Here is a 15,663-nt window from a genome sequence, read left to right on the forward strand (position 1 = left end):
TTCCTAGTTTTCTGGTTCTGGCGGCGCGGCTGCGGTGGCCGCGCGGCGGATGCGCAGGATTGGCTGGGTGCGTTGGCTCAGGCGGGACGCCAGGACGCAGAGCGCTTCTCCAGGAAGGAGCGCACCCCTTCGCGGCCCTCGTCCGACGCGCGGATCGCGGCAATGCGCTCGGCGGTATCGGCCAGCAGCGCATCGTCGATGGCGCGCCCGGACACTTCCTGCACCAGCCGCTTGCTCTCGCGCACGGCATTGGGGCTGTTGGCCACCAGCGCGGCGGCGATCTCGCTCACCTTGGCGTCCAGCGTGTCGGCCGGCACCACCTCATGCACAAAGCCCAGCCGCAGCGCCTCGGCCGCGCCGAAGCGCTCGGCCGTGATGAAGTAGCGGCGTGCCGCTTGCTCGCCCATGGCGCGGATCACGTAGGGGCTGATGGTGGCGGGCAGCAAGCCCAGGCGCGCTTCCGACAGGCAGAAATTCACCGTCTCCGCGGCCACGGCGATGTCGCAGGCGGCAACCAGGCCCACGCCGCCCGCATAGGTGTCGCCGTGGATGCGCGCGATCACCGGCTTGGGGCAGGCCCAGATGGTGTGCAGCATCTGCGCCAGCGTGAGCGCGTCAGACCGGTTCTCGTCGTGCGAGTAGCCGGCCATCTTCTTCATCCAGTTCAGGTCGGCGCCGGCGCAGAAGGCCGGGCCATTGCCAGCCAGCACGATGGCGCGCACCGTGGGCTCGCTGCCGAGCGCGCGGAACGCACCGGTCAGCTCGGCGATCACGGTTTCGTTGAAGGCGTTGCGCACGTCCGGCCGGTTCAGCGTGACGGTGGCCACGTGCTGCGCGGCCGTGACGGTAAGCGTGGTGAATTCCATGTTGGTGTCCTGTACGGTGCGGTGCGATCTGTTATCCGGGGCGCTTGCCATCACATGCGGAACACGCCGAACTTCATCTCGCCGATGGGCGCGTTGAGGCTCGCCGACAGGCCCAGGCCCAGCACCGTGCGGGTTTGCGCGGGATCGATCACGCCGTCGTCCCACAGCCGCGCGCTGGCGTAATACGGGTGACCCTGGTGCTCGTACTGGTCGCGGATCGGTTGCTTGAACTTGTCCTCGTCTTGCGCACTCCAGCTGCCGCCCTTGGCCTCGATGCCGTCGCGGCGCACGGTGGCCAGCACGCTGGCCGCCTGCTCGCCGCCCATGACCGAGATCCGTGCGTTTGGCCACATCCACAGGAAGCGCGGCGAGTAAGCGCGCCCGCACATGCCGTAGTTGCCGGCGCCAAACGAGCCGCCGATGATCACCGTGAACTTGGGCACCTGCGCGGTCGCCACCGCCGTCACCATCTTGGCGCCATTGCGCGCGATGCCTTCGTTCTCGTACTTGCGGCCCACCATGAAGCCGGTGATGTTCTGCAGGAACACCAGCGGGATCTTGCGCTGGCAGCACAGTTCGATAAAGTGCGCGCCCTTGAGCGCCGACTCCGAGAACAGGATGCCGTTGTTGGCGATGATGCCAACCGGATAGCCCCAGATCCGCGCAAAGCCGCACACCAGCGTGGTGCCGTAGCGCGCCTTGAACTCGTCGAAATCCGAGTCGTCCACGATGCGCGCAATGACCTCGCGCACGTCATAGGGCTTGCGCGTGTCGGTCGGGATCACGCCGTACAGCTCCTCCACCGGATAGCGCGGGGGCAGCGGCTCGTGCAGGCGGATCTGGTCTGGCTTGCGGCGGTTCAGGTGCTGCACGATATTGCGCGCCAGCGACAGCGCATGCGCGTCGTTCTGCGCAAAGTAATCGGCCACGCCCGACAGGCGCGTGTGCACATCGGCGCCGCCCAGGTCTTCGGCGGTGACCTCCTCGCCGGTGGCGGCCTTCACCAGCGGCGGGCCGCCCAGGAAGATGGTGCCCTGGTTCTTGACGATGATCGATTCATCGCTCATGGCCGGCACATAGGCGCCGCCGGCCGTGCACGAACCCATCACCACCGCGATCTGCGGAATGCCTTGCTTGGACAGGTTGGCCTGGTTGTAGAAGATGCGGCCAAAGTGGTCGCGGTCCGGAAACACGTCATCCTGGTTAGGCAGGTTGGCGCCGCCCGAGTCCACCAGGTAGATGCAGGGGAGGTTGTTCTGCTCTGCGATTTCTTGCGCGCGCAGGTGCTTGCGCACCGTGAGCGGGTAGTAGGTGCCGCCCTTGACGGTCGCGTCGTTGCAGACGATCACGCATTCCTGCCCGGCCACGCTGCCGATGCCGGTGATGATGCCTGCGCCGGGCGCCGCATTGTCGTACATGTCGTACGCGGCGAGCTGCGACAGCTCCAGGAACGGTGTGCCCGGATCCAGCAGTTGCTGCACACGCTCGCGCGGCAGCAGCTTGCCGCGCCCAAGGTGCTTGGCGCGGGCCTCCTCGCCGCCGCCTTCCGCCAGCTTGGCGATTTTCGCCTTGAGGTCGGCGACCAGCGCCTGCATGGCGTCGGCATTGGCGCGGAAGGATTCCGAGCGCGCATTGAGTTTGGTTTCGAGCGTGGGCATAAGGTGTCGGATCTCGGGTCTTTGTTCTTGTGGCTTGTGCTGTGGGCGCGGGGGCGTCGGCTGGACGCTCAGGCCGTTTCGGCGTAGAGCTCGCGCCCGATCAGCATGCGGCGGATTTCCGAGGTGCCGGCGCCGATCTCGTACAGCTTGGCGTCGCGCCACAGGCGGCCCACCGGGTACTCGTTGATATAGCCGTTGCCGCCCAGGATCTGCACGGATTCGCCGGCCATCCAGGTGGCCTTCTCGGCGGTATAGAGAATCACCGCGGCGCAGTCCTTGCGCACCTGGCGCACGTGTTCCTTGCCCAAGGAATCCAGGTTCTTGCCCACCGTGTACAGGTAGCTGCGTGCTGCCTGCAAGGTGGTGTACATGTCGGCCACCTTGCCCTGGATCAGCTGGAACTCGCCGATGCTCTGGCCGAACTGCTTGCGGTCGTGGATATAGGGGGTGATGACATCCATGCACGCTTGCATGATGCCCACCGGGCCACCGGAGAGCACGGCGCGCTCATAGTCCAGGCCGCTCATCAGCACCTTGGCGCCCAGGTTCTCGCCGCCGAGGATGTTCTCCACCGGCACTTCCACGTCCTGGAACACCAGCTCGCCCGTGTGCGAGCCGCGCATGCCGAGCTTGTCCAGCTTCTGCGCCACCGAGAAACCCTTCATGCCCTTCTCGACGATAAAGGCGGTCATGCCGCGCGCGCCAAGGTCCGGCTCGGTCTTGGCGTAGACCACCAGCACATCGCAATCCGGGCCGTTGGTGATCCACATCTTGGTGCCGTTGAGCACGTAGTGGTCGCCCTTGAAGTCCGCGCGCAGCTTCATGCTCACCACGTCGGAGCCGGCGTTGGGCTCGCTCATGGCCAATGCGCCGATCCAGTCGCCGGAGACCAGCTTGGGCAGGTATCTGGCCTTTTGCGCGGCGGTGCCGTTGCGGTGGATCTGGTTGACGCACAGGTTGGAGTGCGCGCCGTACGACAAGCCGACCGATGCCGAGGCGCGGCTGATTTCTTCCATGGCGATCATGTGGGCCAGGTAGCCCATATTGGCGCCGCCGTATTCTTCCGCCACCGTGATGCCGAGCACGCCAAGGTCGCCCATCTTCTTCCAGGCGTCCATCGGGAACTGGTCGGTGCGGTCGATCTCTGCGGCGCGCGGCGCCAGTTCGGCCTGCGCCCAGTTGCGCACGGTTTCGCGCAGCATGTCGATGTCTTCGCCGAGGTGGAAATTGAGGCCGGGGAGTTCGTTCATGGTTGAGTGCTCGCTATCTAGTGGAGTACGGCCGCGGCAGACGGCGGCCCGATGTCAGATGGGATTCGGTTGGGTCGTCACGTGGTCTTGTCGCCAAGCCCCAGTTCCAGCGTCATGCGCTCGCGCATCACGAACTTCTGCACCTTGCCGGTAATGGTCATGGGCATTTCGTCGACAAAGCGGATGTAGCGCGGAATCTTGTAGTGCGCGATCTGGTCGCGGCAGAAGGCGCGGATATCGTCCTCGGTGGCCGTATCGCCCGGCTTGAGCACGATCCATGCGCAGACTTCCTCGCCGTACTTGGGGTCCGGCACGCCAAACACCTGCACCGCCTGCACCTTCGGGTGGCGGAACAGGAATTCCTCGATTTCGCGGGGGTAGACGTTCTCGCCGCCGCGGATCAGCATGTCCTTCACGCGGCCGACGATGTTGCAGTAACCCTCGGCGTCGATGGTGGCGAGGTCGCCCGTGTGCATCCAGCCATCGCGGATCGCCTCGCGGGTGCGAGGCTCGTCGTCCCAATAGCCTTGCATCACCGAGTAGCCGCGCGTGCACAGCTCGCCCTTTTCGCCAACGGGCACGATCTCGCCGGTGCCGTCCACCAGCTTGACCTCAAGATGCGGCTGGATCAGCCCCACGGTGGTCACGCGCTTGTCGAGCGGGTCGGTGGTGGAACTCTGGAAGGAAACCGGGCTGGTCTCGGTCATGCCATAGGCGATCGTTACTTCCGCCATGTGCATCTGCGAGATCACGCGTTTCATCGTCTCGATGGGGCAGGGCGAGCCCGCCATGATCCCGGTGCGCAGCGTGGAGAAGTCGTACTTGGCAAAATCCGGATGATCCAGCTGGGCGATAAACATGGTCGGCACGCCGTGCAAGGCCGTGCAGCGCTCTTCGCTGACCGCCGCCATGGTTGCCGCCGGCTCGAACGCCTCACCGGGGAACACCATGCAGGCGCCGGTGGATACGCAGGCCAGCACGGCCAGCACCATGCCGAAGCAGTGATAGAACGGCACCGGGATGCACAGCTTGTCCTGCTCGGAGAAGCGCATCGCCATGGCGATGAAGCGCGCGTTATTGACGATGTTCCGGTGCGTCAGCGTGGCGCCCTTGGGTGCGCCGGTGGTGCCGCTGGTGAACTGGATATTGATCGGGTCGTAGCGGTCCAGTTGCGCGGTGAGCGCGTCCAGTTCGCCGGTGAGGGCATGCGTGCCATGGGCGAGCAGCGCATCGTAGTTCAGCATGCCCGGCGTGCGCTCGCCGCCCATGCGGATCACCCAGCGCAGCGCGGGCAAGCGCGCTGCCTGCAGCGCGCCCGGCTCGCAGCTTTGCAACTCCGGCGCCAGCGTCTGCAGCATTTCCAGGTAGCGCGACGTCTTGAACGACTCCGCCGCCACGATCGCCTTGCAGCCCACCTTGTTCAGCGCGTATTCCAGCTCCGCCAGGCGGTAAGCCGGATTGATGTTCACCAGCACCAGCCCAAGGCGTGCGGTGGCGAACTGCGTCACCAGCCACTCCACCCGGTTCGGCGACCAGATGCCGATGCGGTCCCCGCGCTCCAGGCCCAGCAGGCGCAAGCCCCCGGCCATGGCATCCACCACCTGTGCAAATTCCCGCCAGCTCCAGCGGATGCCCTGCTCGCGAAACACCACCGCCTCGCGATCCGGGAAACGCGCTACGGTTTCGGCTAGCAGCGCCGGCACCGTCAGCTCGGACAAGGGAATGTCGGTACTGCCCCTGACGTGGGAGAGCCCGCCAATGGGCAAGATCGTTGGGCTAGCCGCACCCTGCATCGTCATACTCGTCTCCAAAGCGCTGTCGCAATATTGTCCGTATCCCGTTTTTGAGGTTTGTTCAACTTTGTTGAGTGTGGCTCAAGTCGGGGAGTGCGCATATATTCTGGCCCTCGTCCCGTCCTATCTAGCATCGGGGCAGTGGCGTTGACTGGAAAAGTACACGCAGACCCGAAAAATTGCAACCATGAGTTGAGTAAAGATCAATTACAATCCCGTGACGGAGGCGAGCAGCGCCCCAAGGCGTGCCCGGGCATCTGTTTTATGCTGCGCCGCACTATAATCGCCGGCTTCCGGCAAGCGAGGTAACACGTCGATGGACGACATCATGGTGCGGCGCCGCGTCCCCGCGAGCGCCAAGGCGGAGCAACGCATCCGCGACATCCTGCGCGTGGCCCGCGAAGTCTTTGCCGAGATGGGCTACGAGCGCGCCACCACCACCGAGATCGCTCAGCGCCTGGGCATCTCCGAAGCCACGGTGTTCACCTATTTCCACGGCAAGCGCGAGCTTTGCGTGCGGGTGATCGAAGACTGGTACGACGAGATCATCGCGGCGGTGGAAGAAGGCATGCCGCGCGGCCAGAGCACCAAGGCGCAGCTCGAGTTCTTCGTGCGCACGCATCTTCGGCTGTTCCTGATCCAGGGCACCGGGCTATGCGCGCTGGTGCTCTCCGAAGGCCGCGCCAGGGGGCCGGGGCTGGGCGAGGTGTTCGTGCCGCTGCAACGGCGCTACACCGCGCCGCTGATGGATATGCTGGCGCGCGCGCGGGAGAGTGGGGAGATCCGGGCCGACCTGCCGCTGAGCTTGCTGCGCTCGGCGATCTTCGGGCCGATGGAACACATTCTCTGGGACGCAATCGCCAGGCAGCGGCCGGTGGATATCGAGCGGACCGCCAAGGATATCGTGGCGCTGCTCTGGCCGGCACTATTGCCGCCGGACCTGGAGGTAGCAGCGCTGCGGGAGTTTTATGGGGAAGTGGGGGCGGCGTTGCGGCGAGTGGACGGGCGCACGGAATAGGGCGCACGGAATAGGGCGCGCGGAATAGGGCACGCGAAGCAGAGCGCTTCGTCGTGGCACGGCGTGTGCGCGTACTTGAACTATGCTGGAAGGGATCCTGGCCCGGGAACACCACCCGTGCCAACGATGGAGAATGGTCATGCAATATCGCCTAGCCAGATGGATGGGGACTACCGCCGCCGCACTCGCGCTGTGTGCCTGCGCGTTCCTGCAGCCGGTGGAGACCGCGCAAAAGATGATCGGCAGCCCGCAGAGCGCCGTGCGCGACACCTTTGGCAAGCCCACGGAGACCTACCAGCTCGCCGGCGGCACCAGCCGCTGGATCTACTCAAAGCAGCCGCTCGGGTTCGATGTCTATGCGGCGGATTTCGACGCCAGCGGAAACCTCACCAGTTTCCGCCAGATGCTTACCGAGAAGGAGATCTATGAGGCGCGCCCGGGAGCCTGGACCAAGCAGGACGTGGCCGAACGCTTCGGCCTGCCGCGCGAGCCGGTCGAGTACTACCCGCTGATGAAGCGTGAGGCATGGTCGTACCGGCTCTACATCGGCGCTTACCAGCCGGCCCACTTCAGCGCCTACTTTGACGATCGCGGGGTGCTGGACCGCACCATGATCATTGTCGATCCGCTTGGGGGGGACGACCACTCCAGCAGCAAGTGATTGCCGCCTTGAAAACCCGCTGTGCGGCGGGCGCAAAGGCGCGCAATGGCCCAGGGGTTCGCGCCGGAGATGCGCAAGGCGTCCTTTGCCATTAACCTTCCAGCCGCGCCTCGATCCCCCCAATCAACCGCTCAATCCAGATCCGCAGCAAGCCATTGGACGGCGCCATCAACGCCGAATACCCCACAATCCGATACACCTCGCTGCGTCGTATCTTGGACACCTTCGCCGGATCCAGCCAATCGTCATTGCCCGCAAGCAGCAGCAGCGTCTCCAGCCCGATAAGCACCGGCCACAAACACGCCAGGCGCAATCGCACAGAGAACGCCGGAATCGCAAACGTGTAATCCACCGCCTCACGGAAATGACCCAGCGTGGTGCGGATCAGCGCGAACAGAAGTGGTTTCGCACGCGCCGAATTGCCTGGCAACAGCAAATCTTGTGGCGTCAGTCCATACTGGTCCAGCATCGTCCCGGGCAGGTAGCAGCGCCCGATTCGCAGGTCCTTGGCGCAGTCACGCAGCACATTGGTCATCTGCAGCGCCTTGCCAAAGCGCACGCCTCGCAGCAGCATCGCCTCGGAGTCTGCCTTGAGCGTCCCGGGCATATGGGCGTAGGTCATCTTGGTCCAGAACTCTCCCACGCATCCCGCGACCAGGTAGGTGTACCGGTCCAGCTCTTCCCATTCGCGCAGCACGCCGATCTGCCCGGAGCTTTCGTCGGGGAAGGTGCGCAGGTCAAACTCCATGCCGGAAGCCAGGGTCGACACGATCTCGCGAACCGCCGTCCGATCCGCCGCGCTCAGTTGGGACAGCGCCGTCAGCGCCGGGCCGAGCGATTCGAGCAGAACCTTCTCGTCCGATAGCGCTTGCTGCCCAGCTACCTCTGCCGCCAGCCGCCGCATGAGCGTGCCATCGTCCGTGGCGCCGTTGACCTGATCACGCAGCGACAGCAGCAGTTCCAGCCGTTGCTGCGGCGGAATCAGCGAGGTGTCCGCGATGGTGTCCGCGGCGCGCGCCAGCAGATAAGCCAGGCCGATCGGATCGCGCATCCCTGCGGGCAGCACCCGCAGGGTGAGATAGAAAGAGCGTGAAACGCCTTTGAGCAGCGGGCCAAGAAGGAAGGCCCGGGTAGGGTTAGGCATGGATGGGGTCGGGTCGTGATTGACAAGTCGGCGCTGCCGGATTGTATCCGCATCCGGCGCGATGACTGCGTGCCGGACCGCCCGATCCTGGCCCTGCCCGGAGCCCGGCGCCGCGGTTGGCATCAGATCGTGCCAAACAGCGCCCGGGGGCGGTCTCCCAGGGTCTGCGCGACGATGCGCAGTGCGCTCACCAGCTGATCGCGCGAGACGGCGCAGGCAAGGTTGATACGCACGCCGTGCTCGCTGGTCGAGCGATCCACCGCGAACGCCGATGCCGGCATGGTGCTGACGCCGCGCGCCAGCGCGTTCGCCGCGAAATCATCCGAGCGCCACGGCGCTGGCACGCGCAGCCACACGAACATGCAGGCCGGATCGCTCTTCAGGAGTTCCTTGGGCAATAGCTCGCGAGCGAGCTGCTGGCGTACCGCCAGCTCCGCACGCTGGGCGTCGAGAATGGCCTGGGCGGTGCCGTCCTCGATCCAGCGCGTGGCGATCAGGGTGGATAGCGGGGCGGGCATCCACGCGGTGGTGCGCACCGCCTCGGCAGCCAGCGCGGCGCCGTTGGGCGGTGTCAACACGTAGCCCACCCGCAATCCCGGCGCGAGGATCTTGGAAGTCGACGTGACGTGAAACGTGAGCTCCGGGCACAGGCTCGCAATGGTGGGCAGGCGGGTGCGCAGCAACGGCCCGTAGACGTCATCCTCGATGATGGCGATATGGTGCCGGCGCGCGATGTCGACCAGCGCCGCGCGCCGCGCCAGGCTCATGGTCACCACGGTGGGATTCTGCAGGTTCGGCACCGTGAAGATGGCCTTGACGCGCATGCGCCGGCACGCGTCTTCCAGCTGCTCCGGCAGCAGGCCGTCGTCGTCGCTGGGAATGCCGACCAGCTCGAACTGGAACACCGGGGCGAGCGCCTTCAGGCCGTAGTAAGTCAGCTGGTCGGACAGGATCACGCCGTCATGGCCCATCAGGCTGCTAAGGACCGCATAGAGCCCATGCTGCGCGCCGCTGGTCACCACGACGTTGTCGGGTGAGGGCGTAAAGCCGGGGGCCGCCATCCAGTGCGCGCCGGCCACGCGCGCCCAGTCGGGGCCTTGCGGCGGCTGGTATTCCTGCATTTCCGGATAGCGCGGATCTCGCGGGAGGCTGCTCATCGTGCGCGCCAGGTGGACGAGGAACTGGTCCGTTGCGGGGCGGTTGACTGTCAGGTCGATGACCGTATTCGATGCTTCGCCGGTGGCGCTGCGCGCCGGCTTCGACTGGACCGCCGGCATCGCGCCGCCAGTGACGATGGAGCCGCGCCGCTTGCTGGCCACGATCAGGCCGCGGGCCTGCAATTCCTTGTAGGCCCGGGATACCGTCGAGACGTTGATGCCGAGCTCCACGGCGAGATCCCGCTGCGCGGGCAGCCGGCTGCCCGTGGGGTAGATGCCGCTGCGCACCTTCTCTTCCAGCGCGCGGGAAACCTCGAGGTAGGGCGCCTGACGTGCTTTTGTCTGGACATTGTCATCGCCGTTTGTGTGGTTATTCTCGGTGGTCATCCAGATCTTGTCTCCATACAAAAAGTATTATCCCTCACAACATTACCGCCCTCTCATGCCCCGCGCGCCAGCCAGTACTGCAGAAGAGATCCCATCATACCAGCAGCAAGGCGTCCTTTTCGTCGCAGCGACGCGCGATCCTCGGGAAAACACCTACCTCCATACAAAGACAAATAAATTGCACTCAAAAAAGTTTTGTGTGACGATTTGCGTGTCGTTTGTATGCCGATAGAGCGGATGCACGACCCGAACTGTATTACAGGAGGAGACATTGATGGCAACTCGACAATCACCGGTGCGTCCGACACCGGCCCCATTCGCCGCCCCGGCCGCGGCGGACCTGGGCAAATCCCTGCGGCAACGGCACGTGACGATGATCTCGCTGGGCGGCATCATTGGCGCCGGCCTTTTCGTGGGCAGCAGCGCCACCATCAGCACGATGGGGCCTGCCGCCTGCCTGAGCTACCTGCTTGCCGGCATCGTGGTGCTGTTCGTGATGCGCATGCTTGGCGAGATGGCGCTCGCCAACCCTGGGGTCGGCTCGTTTACCGAGTACACCCGGCTCGGGTTGGGCAACTGGGCCGGGTTCACCAATGGCTGGCTGTATTGGTATTTCTGGGTCATCGTTGTCGCGGTGGAAGCGGTGGCGGGCGCTGCCATCCTGCAGCGCTGGATTCCCGCGCCGGTCTGGGCGATCGGTCTCGTGCTGCTGTCGGTCATGACCGCCATCAACCTGATGTCGGTGAAGTCTTATGGCGAGTTCGAGTACTGGTTCGCCTCGATCAAGGTGGCGGCGATCATTGCCTTTATCGTGATCGGCGCGAGCTACCTGATTGGTTTCTCGTCTTGGCACCAGACCGTGGCTCACCTGAGCGGCGATCGGGGTTTCCTGCCGTTTGGCGCGATGTCGATCTTCGCCGGCGTGCCCACCGTCATTTTTGCCGTTGGCGGTGCCGAAATCGCCACGATCGCCGCCGCCGAATCCGATGACCCCGGCAAGAGCGTTGCCGCAATGACGCGCTCCGTGATCTTGCGGGTGATCACCTTCTATGTCGGCTCCATGTTCGTGATTGCCTGTATCGTGCCGTGGGCTCAGATCAGGGTGGGCTATTCGCCTTTCGTTGCCGCCCTGGAGGTGATGCACGTGCCCGGCGCCGCCGATATCATGAACGCGATCGTGCTGGTCGCCGTGCTGTCGGCACTGAACTCCGGCCTCTATGTCTCATCGCGGATCCTGTTCCGCCTGGCCGAGCGCGGGGATGCCCCCGTCAAGCTGCTGACGCTCTCGGCGCACAAGGTGCCGCGCCTGGGTGTGCTGCTTAGCAGCGTGGTGGGGTACGTTGCCATCCTCGCGGCGATCGTGTCGCCCCAGGGCGTGTTCCTCTATCTCGTCAATGCGTCGGGTGCGGTGATGCTCTTCGTGTACCTGGCCATCGCGGTGTCGCAGATCCGCCTGCGCCGGCGTGCCGAGGCGCTGGCGCCCGAAAGCCTGACGTTGAAGATGTGGCTGTTCCCCGGGCTGTCGTACGCCGTGGTGGCGGCCATCGCCGGCGTGCTGGTCGCGATGGGCGCCGACGCGCAACTGCGGCCCCAGCTGCTGGCCAGCGTGGCGAGCCTGGCGGTGGCGCTCGCGGCTTACTGGCTGTGTGTGAAGCGCCGCACGGACAACGCAACCGCGACCGGCTATGGATCGGTGGTTGGGGTGCCCGCGCTGCAGGGGAGGGAGTAATGGCGAACGTCGCCATCATCGGTGCCGGTTTCATCGGCCTTGCCAGCGCAGGCTGCCTGATGCAAGACGGGCACGACGTGACCCTGTTCGACCCCGCGGGGATCGGGCAGGGGGCCTCATACGGCAACGCCGGCACGTTTGCGCACTATGCATGCATTCCCGTGAACAACCCATCGGTGTTCCGCGACCTGCCACGCTTCCTGCTGTCCAGCAACAGCCCGCTGCGGCTGCGCTGGGGCTATCTGCTGCAACTCGCGCCCTGGCTGGCGCGCTTCATGCTCTGCTCGCTGCCGGGACGCTATGAAGCCAGCGCCACCGCGCTGGCCGCGCTGTTGTGCCATGCGCAAGAGGGATACGCGCCGTTCCTGGCGCAGCCCGCCCTGGCGCGCTATGTGCGGGAACGTGAGTGCTTGTACCTGTATTCCAGTGGCTCGTCGTTCGAGGCGGCACGGCCCGCGCTGGAACTGCGGCGCAGGCTGGGGGTGAAACTGGAAGTGCTTGGCGCGGCTGACATCCAGGGCCTTGAACCGGCGCTGGCGCCAATCTTCGAGCGAGGCGTGCTGTTCAACGACAGCTGGCATTTCACCGACCCGCAAGGCTTCTTGCTAACGCTCAACGCGCAGCTTGTGGCGCGGGGCCTGAAGTTCGAGCGCGCCGGCGTCAGTGCCGTGCAGCCGGTCCCGGATGGCGCGGCGCTGACGGTCGAGGGCGCCGCACCGCGCCGCTTCGATCACGTGGTGATCGCCACAGGCGCGCGCTCGGCCAGGTTCGCTCGGCAGTGCGGCGACAACGTGCCGCTCGATACGGAGCGCGGCTATCACGTGCGCTACCCAGGCGCTGCCGATCTGATCTCGCGGCCCGTCGGCTGGGCCGAGCGCGGCTTCTACATGACGCCGATGAGCGATGGCATCCGGGTGGCTGGCACGGTTGAACTGGGGGGCTTTAGCGACAAGCGCAATCGCTCGCTGCTGGACTTGCTCACGTTCTCGTCGCAGCGCGCCTTGCCCGGGCTTGCAGAGCCGGACAGTAGCTGGCTGGGCTTTCGCCCGACGCTGCCCGACGGCGTGCCGGTGCTTGGCCGTTCGCGTGCGAGCGAGCGGGTGATTTACGCGTTTGGCCATCAACACCTGGGGCTGACGCTGGCTGGCATCAGCGGGCGCATTGTTGCGGACCTGGTAGCCAGGCGCAGCCCGCGCCTGAACCTTGCGCCGTATGCGCCGACACGTTTCTGAATTCCGGGTTCCGGATTCCGGATTCCGGATTCCGGATGCGGCAAGACCGCGGCAGGATCCCGCAATCCGGTTGCTTTGCGGCTACCACGCCACGACCCCGACACTTCGCGCATCGGCCAGTCGAGATCAAGTCCGTCGCGACATCATTCATTGCCAGGAGCTCATCATGCATCGCCGGCGTTGTCTCATCAGTCTGAGCGTCATTGCGCTTTGCGCGCACCTGCCGCTGTCCCGGGCGGCCGAGCCCAAGGAAGTCAAGATCGGCTTTGTCGCGCCGCTGAGTGGCGCGGTTGCCCGCGTAGGCAAGGACCTGCAGTACGGCGCGCAACTAGCGCTTGACGATGAAAACGCCAGGAATCCGACGATTGGTGGCAACCCCGTCAAGTTCGTGCTGGACGTACAGGACGACCAGGCCGACCCGCGCATTGCGATGCAGGTGGCCCAGAAGCTGGACGACGACGGCGTGGTGGGCGTGATCGGCCACTACAACTCGGGATGCAGCATCCCGGCGTCGGCGGTCTATCATCAGGCCAATATCGCCATGATCACGCCCGGTTCGACCAATCCGCAGCTGACAAAGCAAGGTTTCAAAAACGTGTTCCGCACCATGGGCCACGATGGCGTGGGTGGCGTCGTGGCCGGGCGTTTCGTGGTCGAGCAGCTCAAGGCCAAGCGCATTGGCGTCATCGATGACAGCACGGCGTTCGGCCAGGGCCTGGCCGATGCCTTCGAGAAAGGCGTGAAGGAAGCGAAGGGCAATATCGTGCGCCGTGAGTTCACCAACGACAAGGCGGTGGATTTCCGCGCCATCCTGACCACGCTCAAAGGCAGGAACGTCGATGTGATCTTCTTTGGCGGCCTGGACGCGCAAGGGGCCATGCTGGTCAAGCAGATGCGTTCCCTTGGCATGCAGGCACAGCTGTTTGGCGCGGGCGCGCTCAAGAGCAATGCGTTCCTGCAGATCGCCGGCCCGGCCGGGGAGGGCACGCAGGACCTCGAGCCGGGGCCGGCACTGGACAAGGAACCCGCGGCACAGGCGTTCGCCAAGCGCTACAAGGCGCGCTTCAACCAGGACGTGGAGCTGTACGCGCCGTTCGCGTATGACGCCGCGCTTGCGATGATCAAGGCCATCCATGACGCGGGCTCTCTAGACCGCGCGAAGATCGTCGGTAGCATGCCGAAGGTGGTCGTGACCGGCGTGACCGGCAAGATTGCATTCGATCCCGCCGGCGACCTGATCAAGCCGCCTTACACATTGTTTGAAGTCCAGCAGGGCCAATGGAAGAGCATCAAGACGGTGGCAAGCAGCGGTTCCTAGCGCTTGCCCGGGGCGGCCTCGCCCGCCTGCCGATGTCTTGCTACCGACACTGACCAGTTCGCATCATGTCCTTCGCCCATACCGTGGCTTCGCGGCGCCATCTGTTTGCCGATCTCAAGACCCTGCTGGCAAAGGCCAGCCCGGCCCGTTCAGGCGACTGCCTGGCCGGCCTGGCCGCCGCCAGCGAGGAGGAGCGCATGGCCGCGCGCATGGCACTTGCCGATGTGCCGCTCACGCGTTTCCTCGAAGACGCGCTGGTACCGTACGAAGACGATGAGGTGACGCGCCTGATCATCGACCGCCACGACCGCGCCGCGTTTCGCGAGATCGGGTCGTTCACCGTTGGGGATTTTCGTAACTGGCTGCTGCTGCACGAGACCGATGCCGCCGTCCTGCGGCGCGTGGCGCCCGGCATCACACCGGAGATGGCGGCCGCGGTCAGCAAACTCATGCGCAACCAGGACCTGATCGCGGTGGCGCGCAAGTGCCGTGTGGTCACGCGTTTTCGCAACACCATCGGCCTGCCCGGACGGCTGGCGGTGCGGCTGCAGCCCAACCACCCGACCGACGATCCCAAGGGGATCGCCGCCTCGATGATCGATGGCCTGCTCTACGGCAGCGGCGACGCCACCATCGGCATCAACCCGGCCACCGACAATCTTGGCGCCATCGTGACCCTGATGCGGCTGATCGATGACCTGCGCTGCCGCTTCGATGTCCCGACCCAGTCCTGCGTGCTCACCCATGTCACCAACACCTTGCGCGCCATCGAGCAAGGCGCGCCGGTGGACCTGGTGTTCCAGTCGGTGGCCGGGAGCGAACAGGCCAACGCCGGCTTCGGCATCAACCTGGCGCTGCTGCGCGAGGCGCACGACGCCGCGCGGGGCCTGGCGCGCGGTACGGTGGGCAACGACGTGATGTACCTCGAAACGGGGCAGGGCAGCGCGCTATCGGCCAATGCCCACCACGGCGTTGACCAGCAGACCATGGAAGCGCGCGCCTACGGCCTGGCGCGCGAGTTTTCGCCGCTGCTGGTCAACACCGTCGTCGGCTTTATCGGCCCGGAATACCTGTACGACGGCAAGCAGATCATCCGTGCGGGGCTGGAAGACCATTTCTGCGGCAAGCTGCTCGGCGTGCCGATGGGCTGCGACGTCTGCTATACCAACCACGCCGAGGCCGATCAGGATGATATGGACACGCTGCTGACGCTGTTCGGCGTGGCCGGCATCAACTTCATCATGGGCGTGCCCGGCGCCGACGACATCATGCTGAACTACCAGAGCACCTCGTTCCACGATGCGCTCTATCTGCGCGACACCCTCGGCCTGCGCCCCGCGCCGGAATTCGAGGACTGGCTGCAGCGCATGGGCATCCTTGGCACGGATGGCCGCTTGCTGGAGCTGGCCGAGCGCCAGCCGCTGCTGCAACTCGCCCATGGCCTGTAATC

12 protein-coding genes are annotated in these 15,663 nt (G+C 65.4%); 6 read left to right on the forward strand and 6 right to left on the reverse strand.

The features are described 5' to 3' along the window. Positions 1–77: 77 nt before the first annotated feature. From A9975_RS01405 to A9975_RS01420, 4 genes are all read right to left on the reverse strand, one after another. The gene (locus A9975_RS01405) at positions 78–866 is read right to left on the reverse strand and encodes an enoyl-CoA hydratase/isomerase family protein (protein ID WP_183031069.1); all 789 of its coding nucleotides are present in this window, start codon (positions 864–866) and stop codon (positions 78–80) included. Positions 867–916: 50 nt separating this feature from the next. Continuing rightward, complete coding sequence (locus A9975_RS01410) at positions 917–2,524, reverse strand: carboxyl transferase domain-containing protein (protein WP_183031070.1); 1,608 nt, start codon at positions 2,522–2,524, stop codon at positions 917–919. Between the two features lie 68 nt (positions 2,525–2,592). Continuing rightward, entirely contained in the window at positions 2,593–3,774 is a 1,182-nt protein-coding gene (locus A9975_RS01415) for an isovaleryl-CoA dehydrogenase (protein WP_183031071.1), read from the reverse strand. A gap of 77 nt (positions 3,775–3,851) precedes the next feature. Next, positions 3,852–5,573 carry an AMP-binding protein gene (locus tag A9975_RS01420; protein WP_183031072.1) on the reverse strand — a complete coding sequence of 574 codons (1,722 nt, stop codon included), beginning with the start codon at positions 5,571–5,573 and terminating at the stop codon, positions 3,852–3,854. A gap of 310 nt (positions 5,574–5,883) precedes the next feature. Between A9975_RS01420 and A9975_RS01425 the strand changes: the two genes are divergently transcribed. Then, the gene (locus tag A9975_RS01425) at positions 5,884–6,585 is read left to right on the forward strand and encodes a TetR/AcrR family transcriptional regulator (protein WP_150992768.1); all 702 of its coding nucleotides are present in this window, start codon (positions 5,884–5,886) and stop codon (positions 6,583–6,585) included. 139 nt (positions 6,586–6,724) lie between these two features. Then, complete coding sequence (locus A9975_RS01430) at positions 6,725–7,246, forward strand: hypothetical protein (RefSeq protein ID WP_183031073.1); 522 nt, start codon at positions 6,725–6,727, stop codon at positions 7,244–7,246. 91 nt (positions 7,247–7,337) lie between these two features. On the opposite strand, the gene A9975_RS01435 is transcribed toward A9975_RS01430, so the two are convergent. Continuing rightward, positions 7,338–8,390 (reverse strand): phytoene/squalene synthase family protein, encoded by a 1,053-nt coding sequence (locus A9975_RS01435; RefSeq protein ID WP_183031145.1) that lies wholly within the window; start codon positions 8,388–8,390, stop codon positions 7,338–7,340. 122 nt (positions 8,391–8,512) lie between these two features. Continuing rightward, positions 8,513–9,934, reverse strand: a complete 1,422-nt coding sequence (locus tag A9975_RS01440; protein ID WP_183031074.1) for a PLP-dependent aminotransferase family protein — start codon at positions 9,932–9,934, stop codon at positions 8,513–8,515. Between the two features lie 373 nt (positions 9,935–10,307). On the opposite strand from A9975_RS01440, the gene A9975_RS01445 reads away from it, so the two are divergent. The 4 genes from A9975_RS01445 to A9975_RS01460 all read left to right on the forward strand — a co-directional run bounded on the left by A9975_RS01445 (position 10,308) and on the right by A9975_RS01460 (position 15,661). Further along, positions 10,308–11,663 (forward strand): amino acid permease, encoded by a 1,356-nt coding sequence (locus A9975_RS01445; protein ID WP_255503013.1) that lies wholly within the window; start codon positions 10,308–10,310, stop codon positions 11,661–11,663. Further along, positions 11,663–12,895 (forward strand): FAD-binding oxidoreductase, encoded by a 1,233-nt coding sequence (locus A9975_RS01450; protein ID WP_183031076.1) that lies wholly within the window; start codon positions 11,663–11,665, stop codon positions 12,893–12,895. The genes A9975_RS01445 and A9975_RS01450 overlap by 1 nt, the downstream gene beginning before the upstream one ends. Positions 12,896–13,061: 166 nt before the next feature. Then, entirely contained in the window at positions 13,062–14,213 is a 1,152-nt protein-coding gene (locus tag A9975_RS01455) for a branched-chain amino acid ABC transporter substrate-binding protein (protein ID WP_183031077.1), read from the forward strand. Positions 14,214–14,278: 65 nt separating this feature from the next. Further along, complete coding sequence (locus A9975_RS01460; protein ID WP_183031078.1) at positions 14,279–15,661, forward strand: ethanolamine ammonia-lyase subunit EutB; 1,383 nt, start codon at positions 14,279–14,281, stop codon at positions 15,659–15,661. Positions 15,662–15,663 lie beyond the last annotated feature (2 nt).

The organism is Cupriavidus sp. UME77, assembly GCF_014170355.1.
Classification (GTDB): Bacteria; Pseudomonadota; Gammaproteobacteria; order Burkholderiales; family Burkholderiaceae; genus Cupriavidus; species Cupriavidus basilensis.